Genomic DNA, 6,920 nt, shown 5'->3' with positions numbered 1-6,920 from the left:
CCTTTACCCGCCAGCCTTCGCCGCTGAGCCAAACCTCACCCTCCGGTTGCAGACCCAGTTTCGCAGCGGTCTCCGGATGCAGACCCAGTTCGGCCCGGGACATGCGCCCGGCCAGCAGCGTCGTCGGCCGCAGGGTCGTGCCCTGATCGTACAGGCGCGTCACCGGTATGACCAGCAGTGATCCGTTGCTGACCGCCGGCAAAACCGGGTTGGCCGCGTCCGGCAGTTCCAATTTCTCGCCGCGTTCGGCAGCGCTGGACAATTGGACGCCCAGACCCTGCCGGTTTTCGTAGCCCGTCCCGCCGTAATACATGTCGCCGCGCCCCACGATGGGCCACTGTTCCTGCACCTCGGCCAGCTTTTGGTAAGTCAGGCCGGCAAAATCGGGCACTTCGCCGGCCATCCGCTCCATCACCAGCGTGGGAGCCGCAGCGGGCAGTTCCAATCCCAGGCGATCGGCGATCTGGGCCGCTAGGGCAAAATCGGGGCGGGCGCTGCCGCGTGCGGTTGCCGCCGGGTAATAGCGCTGCACCCGGCGCATGCCGTTGGTAAAGGTCCCTTCGCGCTCGGTATAAGCCGCGGCCGGCAGCACCACGTCCGCCCGCCGGGCCGTCTCAGTCATGAACAGCTCCTGGACGATGACGAACCCGGCCTCATCCAGCGCCGCGGCCAGGCGCGGGTCGTCGCCGGCCGGGTCGGACGCCGCAATATAAGCCACTTTGGCCTGGCGTAACTTTTCATTCAGATCCAATACCGGCCGGAAGCCCATCTCCCAGGCGCCCTGGTCGTTGGCCTTCGGCCACACCGGCACCAGGCCGTTGTTGGCTTTGCCGTAGTGACCGGTCTTCACCAGCAGTTCAGCGGCCGCCCTGGCCACATAGGTGGACTGCTGCAGGCCCAGCCCGTTGCCGCCGTAGAATATCAGCCCGTTTTCGGCCGCGGCAAAGGCCCGGCCGGCTTCGCTCTCCAGAAAGCCGCCAAAGGTCAGCAGCAGCTCGCCGGGATTGTAGTGCATCTTGAAGGTGGCGTATTCGTCCAGGCGGGTCTCGTTCGGGTTGACGACGATCAGGGTCGCGCCGCGTTCGGCAGCCTGTTTGATGCGCAGCCACCACAGCGGAGCTTCCTGGTGCAAATCGCTGGCCACCACCAGAATGGCGCTGCCGGCCCCCAGATCTCCCAGGTTGGTGCCCGATCCCGGGCCTAATTTCATTGCCAGGTCGCCGCCGCCCATCGAGCCGTCCAGCAGGGTCTGGCCGCCGGCTGCCTCGGCCAGCTTCCGCAGATTGAATAAATCCTCATTCGAGAGTCGCCCGCCGGCCAGCACCATTCCCTGGCTGCCCGCCTCGCGCAGTTTTTGCGCGGCCAGATCCAGGGCTTCATCCCAACCCACCGGGACCAACTCGCCGTTCCTGCGGACCAGCGGTTCGCGCAGACGCTCCGGGCTTTCGGTGAAGTGATATCCCAAGCGGCCCTTGTCGCACATCCAGATTTCGTTGACCGCCTCATTCTGGCGCGGCATGACGCGCTTGATCACCATGCCGCCGCCGGATTTGGCCTCGCGGCGCACGTTATAGGTGATATTGCAGCCCACCGGGCAGTGCGAGCACACCGACGCCGAAGAAACCATCTCCCACGGCCGCGCGCCGAAGCGGAAATCGGCCGTCGTCAGCGCGCCCACCGGGCAAATATCGGTCGTGTTGCCCGAGAAAATCGAGTCGAAGCCCAATTCGGATCGGGTGATGATCTCCAGGCTGCGCCCGCGCTGATAGAAATCGATCGCCGGGTCGTCCACCACCTCATGCTGGAAGCGCACGCAGCGTCCGCACTGGATGCAGCGCTCGCGGTCCAGCCAGATCAATTCGCCCAGCGGCACACGCTTGGCCAGGTGCATCTTTTCATCGAAAATAAAGCGGCTGGTGCCCGGACCGTGTCTCAGGGTCAGGTTTTGCAACGGACATTCGCCGCCCTTGTCGCAAACCGGACAATCCAGGGGGTGCGAGGTGAGGATGAACTCCAGCATGCCCTTGCGCGCCTCGATCACGGCCGGGCTGGTGGTGCGCACCAGCATGCCTTCCGAAACCGGCGTGGTGCAGGCCGTATCCAGCTTGGGGCCAAAGGCAATCCTGGGTGAGCCATCCGCCTCCTTCACCACCTCGCCGGTGGTACGGTCGATCACCGGTCGGCCGATTTCCACCAGGCACATGCGGCACATGCCCACCGGCTCCATCTTGGGATGGTAGCAGAAGACCGGGATGTCCACGTCGACCTTCTTGGCCGCATCCACCACCAGCATGCCCTCGGGGACCTGCAATACATGATCGTCAATACGCAGAGTGATCAGCTTCTTTGGCATCCCTTTATCTCCTCTGCAGCGCTTCGAAGTCCGAACGGAACTGCTCGATGCCGGTGACCACCGCCATGGTGGAGAATTCGCCCAGTGCGCACAGGCATTTGCCCTGCATCTGGCGCGCCACGTTATTCAGCAAATCCACGTCCTCTTTGCTGGCCTGGCCGTTGACAATGCGCTCGGTGATGTGATTCATCCAGTAGGTGCCCTCGCGGCAGGGCGTGCATTTTCCACACGATTCATGCTTGAAGAAGTGCACGGTCTTGTTGACCATCCAGGCGATGTTCACGCTGTCGTCCAGCACGATCACCGAGGCCGAACCGAGCGTCGAACCCAGCGCGGCCACCGATTCGTAATCCATGGGCGTGTCCAGCGCTTTGTCGTTGGCGGTGATCAGGCTGGAGGAAGCCCCGGCCGGCATGATGGCCTTGAGGGTGCGCCCCTCGGCCAGTCCGCCGCCGTGGGTGAAGATCAGCTCGCGGAAGGTTGTGCCCAGGGGCAGTTCGTAATTGCCCGGTTTGTTGACGCAGCCCGACAGCGAGAAGATCTTGACACCCGGGCTCTTTTCGGTGCCTGTCTCGCGGAACCAGGCCGCGCCGTTGGCGAGGATGCCGGGTACGTTGGCCAGCGTTTCCACGTTGTTGATCACGGTCGGCTTGCCGAACAGGCCATAGGTGGCCGGGAAAGGCGGGCGCAGGCGCGGTTGGCCCAGGTTGCCGCCCATCGATTCCAGCAGGGCCGTCTCTTCGCCGCAAATGTAGGCGCCGGCGCCCAAATGGGTGTGCAGGCGCAGCGAATAATCCGTTCCAAACAGGCCGTCGCCCAGCAGACCGGCCGCTTCCAGGTCGGCAATCTTCTCGTCGAGGAAATGGGCGATCTGCCAGAATTCACCGCGCAGATAGACGTAGGCGTCCCGGGCCTGCACCGCGAATGAGGCAATCATCAAACCCTCCAGGAACTGGAAGGGGTTGTTTTCCAGAATTTCGCGGTCCTTGAACGTGCCGGGTTCGGACTCGTCCGCGTTGGCGACCACGTAATGCGGCCAGAGCGTGTTGGGCAGGAAGCTCCACTTGACCCCGGCCGGGAAGCCCGCCCCGCCCCGCCCGCGCAGCCCGCTGGCTTTGACCTCGTTGATCACCTCGCCCGGCTGCAAGGCCGTGACCGCCTTGCGAAAACCCTCGAACCCGCCGTTGGCGCGGTAGACGTCCAGGCGGGCCAGGTCCGGAATTTCACGGTGGCGTAAGATGCGATAAGGACTCATGCCGCCTCCCCGCGCTTGCGCAGCTCATCGATCAGCTCGACCGCTGAGTCGACGGTCTGGTTCTCGTGGTACTGGATGTCGCCGTCGCCTTGCACCTGGAATAAAGGCGCGCGGTGGCAGCCCGCCAGACAGGTGACCTCTTCGATGGTCACTTTGCCGTCCGGGGTGCTTTCGCCGACCTTGAGGCCGATCCGATCGCACACCTGGCGCAGGAATTCGTCCGCGCCGCGCAGCGCGCAGGGCAGATCGGTGCATACCTGTACATAATAACGGCCGCCGGCGTTTGCCTCTTCCTTTTCATGAAACAGAGTGTAGAAACCGACGATCGAATCCACGTCCGTGATGGACATGCCCAGAATCTCGCCGATTTCCTGCATGGACAGCTTGGTGATACAGCCCGATTCGCGCTGCGCCAGGTGGAGCAGCGGCATGACCGCCGCGCGTTTGCTCCCGTCCGGGTATTTGGCCAGGATGGCCTGTATTTCCTGTGGGTATTGGTTGAGAAGTTGGTTCACCGGTCTGCGTCTCCCAGAACGATGTCGATACTGCCGATGATGCCCACCACATCCGCCACGAAATGGCCCTTGGTGAGCAATGGCATGGCCTGAAGGTTGGCAAAGGAAGGTGTATTGAAGTGCACGCGGTAGGGTTTGGGACCGCCGTCGCTCTCCAGATACACGCCCAATTCGCCGCGCGGACTCTCGGTGGCCGCGTAAACATGCCCGGCCGGAACGCTGAAGCCCTCGGTCCACAGCTTGAAGTGGTGGATCAATGCTTCCATGCTGACGCCGATTTCGGAGCGCGGCGGCGGAACGTATTTGCGGTTGTTGCTGCGTACCGGGCCGGCGGGCAGCCGGTCCAGCGCCTGTTCGATGATGGCCACCGACTGGCGAATCTCGGCGATCCGCACCAGGTAGCGCCCGTAGATATCCCCGGTTTGCGCCGTGGGAATATCGAAGGCGTATTGTTCATAGCCCGAGTAAGGGCGCGCCTTGCGCAGGTCGTAGGCCTTGCCGGTCGCCCGCAGCACCGGACCGGTCAGGCCCAGGCCCAGGCACTGATCGGTCGAAATCACCCCGATGTTCTGGGTGCGCTCGAGGAAGAGCGGGTTGTGGGTCAGCAGCGATTCGTATTCGTCCAGGCGGCGCGGGATCACTTCAAGTACGGTGTTTACGGTCGCGTTGAACTCGGGCGGCACATCCCGCCACAGCCCACCCGGGCGAATGTAGGTGGTCATCATGCGCTGACCGGCAACCATCTCGAAGATATCCAGGATCATCTCGCGCTCGCGCATCGCGTACAGGAACACCGACATGGCCGCCAGGTCCAGCCCGGAAGTGCCCAGCCACAGCAGGTGGGACGAAATGCGCTGCAGTTCGGCCAGAATTACACGCAGCGTCTGAGCCCGCGGAGGCACGTCCAGCTCGCATAATTTCTCGACCGCCAGACAGTAAGTCAGGTTGTTGCCGAGCGGGTTGAGGTAATCCAACCGGTCGGTCATCACCTCGGCCTTCTGGTAGGTCTTGGACTCCATGTTTTTCTCCACCCCGGTGTGCAGAAAACCGATATCCGGGATGCAGGTTTCCACGATTTCGCCGTCCAGCTCCAGCAGCAGGCGCAGCACGCCATGCGTACTGGGATGCTGCGGGCCCATGTTCAGCAAAACAGTCTCGCCGCTGAGGGCCCGTTCTGAAACCAGGTGGCGAAGTTCATCAACAGTCGTTGCCCGAAAATCCGCCATCGAACTCCTCCTCAGCGTTTGGCGTAGCGTTTGTGATGGTCGATTTGCTCTTTATTGAACGTGTACTGGACTTCCTCGTAACCCAGCGGATAATCCTTGCGCAGCGGATGGCCCTCCCACTCGTACGGCATCAGGATGCGCCGCGGATCGGGGTGGCCCTCGAAGCGGATGCCGAACATATCCCAGGTCTCGCGTTCGCGCCAGTTGGCGCCCGGATAGATCGGGGTCAGCGTCTGCAGACTGGCGGAATCGTTGTCGAGCGGGAAACGCAGCTCCACCACCGCGTTGTGCGCGAAGGAATACAGCTCGGCCACCACGTGGAAGCGCGGCTGGGTCTGCGGCCAGTAATCCACCGCCGTCTCATCCAGCAGCATCTCGAACTGGAACTCGTCGCGCAGGGTCTGGGCGGCTGCCAGGTTGTGCTCCGGCGCGATCAGCAGTGAAACCTCGCCGCGCGCACCGGCCGGCTGCGCCCCAAAACGTTCCTGCAGAGTCTTCACCACAGCTTGCAGCGTCTCGTCCATCAGGCCCATTCCTTGAGCTTCTCTTTTTTGACCTTTTCATGCAGGGTGACAATGCCGTGAATCAACCCTTCGGGGCGCGGCGGGCAGCCCGAAACGTACACGTCCACCGGCACCACCTCGTCCACCCCCTGCACCACGGCGTAATTATTGAACACCCCGCCGCAGGCGGCGCAGTCACCCATGGCGATCACCCACTTGGGATCCGGCATCTGGTCGTAAAGCTGGCGCACCACCGGCGCCATCTTGCGGCTGACCCGCCCGGCCACGATCATCAGGTCCGACTGGCGCGGGCTGGCGCGGTTCAACTCCATGCCGAAACGGCTGAGGTCATAACTGGCGGCCTGGGCCGACATCATCTCGATGGCGCAGCAGGCCAGGCCGAACAGCATCGGCCACATCGATCCCGTGCGCGACCAATTGACCAGGTCTTCGAGTTTGGCAGTCACGATGCCCATCTCGCCGGTTTTCTGCTCTATTCCCATTCCAGCGCTCCTTTCTTCCAGGCGTAGACAAAACCGACAATCAGCGTACTGATAAAGACGACCATCTCGATCAAACCCAGCACGCCCAGGTTGCGGAGCACAACCGCCCACAATAGGAAGAATACCGTTTCGATATCGAACAGGATGAAAAGCACGGCCACCAGATAGTAACGCACCGAGATGCGCCGGGTGCCGGGGCCGTATGGCACCATGCCCGATTCATACGGGGCGCTCTTGCGCGCGGTGGGCCGTTTGGGCCCGAACCATTCCCCCAGCAGCACCACAAACAGGCCGATGATCACGGCCAACACCAAAAGGATCAGGAGAGGTAGATAAGCCTGCAGCATGGGATTCCCTTTGTGTAAAGTCTACCAACTTGGTCTGATTTTGGTATGAGTATAACAAATGGTGTCAATTTTCACAAGAGAGATATCATAAGTATATATGATTTATTAGGCTGGAGTGGTGCGAATTTAGTAAAAGGTCAAGATTGTGATGCACTCTCCGGCGTAGCCGTAGCCGTCGCCGCAGTAGTGTAGGATTGTTTCTGTAAAATGCAGGACCT

7 protein-coding genes are annotated in these 6,920 nt (G+C 62.1%); all 7 read right to left on the bottom strand.

The window, feature by feature from the left end; translation table 11 throughout:
- Positions 1-2,353: NADH-quinone oxidoreductase subunit NuoG (nuoG, locus tag LARV_RS18560; protein WP_075075042.1), on the bottom strand; the 2,353-nt coding region annotated here is incomplete at its 3' end.
- A gap of 4 nt (positions 2,354-2,357) precedes the next feature.
- A complete protein-coding gene (gene nuoF / locus LARV_RS18555; protein WP_075075041.1) occupies positions 2,358-3,608 on the bottom strand; it encodes an NADH-quinone oxidoreductase subunit NuoF in 1,251 nt (416 codons plus the stop codon).
- Positions 3,605-4,123 (bottom strand): NADH-quinone oxidoreductase subunit NuoE family protein, encoded by a 519-nt coding sequence (locus LARV_RS18550; RefSeq protein WP_075075040.1) that lies wholly within the window; start codon positions 4,121-4,123, stop codon positions 3,605-3,607. The genes nuoF and LARV_RS18550 overlap by 4 nt, the downstream gene beginning before the upstream one ends.
- On the bottom strand, positions 4,120-5,349 hold the full coding sequence (gene nuoD / locus LARV_RS18545; RefSeq protein WP_075075039.1) for an NADH dehydrogenase (quinone) subunit D: 1,230 nt from the start codon (positions 5,347-5,349) through the stop codon (positions 4,120-4,122). Before nuoD ends, LARV_RS18550 begins: the two co-directional genes overlap by 4 nt.
- A gap of 11 nt (positions 5,350-5,360) precedes the next feature.
- A complete protein-coding gene (locus LARV_RS18540; protein WP_083522699.1) occupies positions 5,361-5,873 on the bottom strand; it encodes an NADH-quinone oxidoreductase subunit C in 513 nt (170 codons plus the stop codon).
- The gene (locus tag LARV_RS18535) at positions 5,873-6,355 is read right to left on the bottom strand and encodes an NADH-quinone oxidoreductase subunit B (RefSeq protein ID WP_075075037.1); all 483 of its coding nucleotides are present in this window, start codon (positions 6,353-6,355) and stop codon (positions 5,873-5,875) included. The genes LARV_RS18540 and LARV_RS18535 overlap by 1 nt, the downstream gene beginning before the upstream one ends.
- On the bottom strand, positions 6,346-6,702 hold the full coding sequence (locus tag LARV_RS18530; protein WP_075075036.1) for an NADH-quinone oxidoreductase subunit A: 357 nt from the start codon (positions 6,700-6,702) through the stop codon (positions 6,346-6,348). Before LARV_RS18530 ends, LARV_RS18535 begins: the two co-directional genes overlap by 10 nt.
- Between the last annotated feature and the right edge of the window lie 218 nt (positions 6,703-6,920).

Origin of the sequence: Longilinea arvoryzae (assembly GCF_001050235.1) — a bacterium.
In the GTDB taxonomy this organism is placed as follows: domain Bacteria; phylum Chloroflexota; class Anaerolineae; order Anaerolineales; family Anaerolineaceae; genus Longilinea; species Longilinea arvoryzae.
Note: the sequence above shows the minus strand (reverse complement) of the source record. Positions and strands in the feature narration are given on the sequence as shown.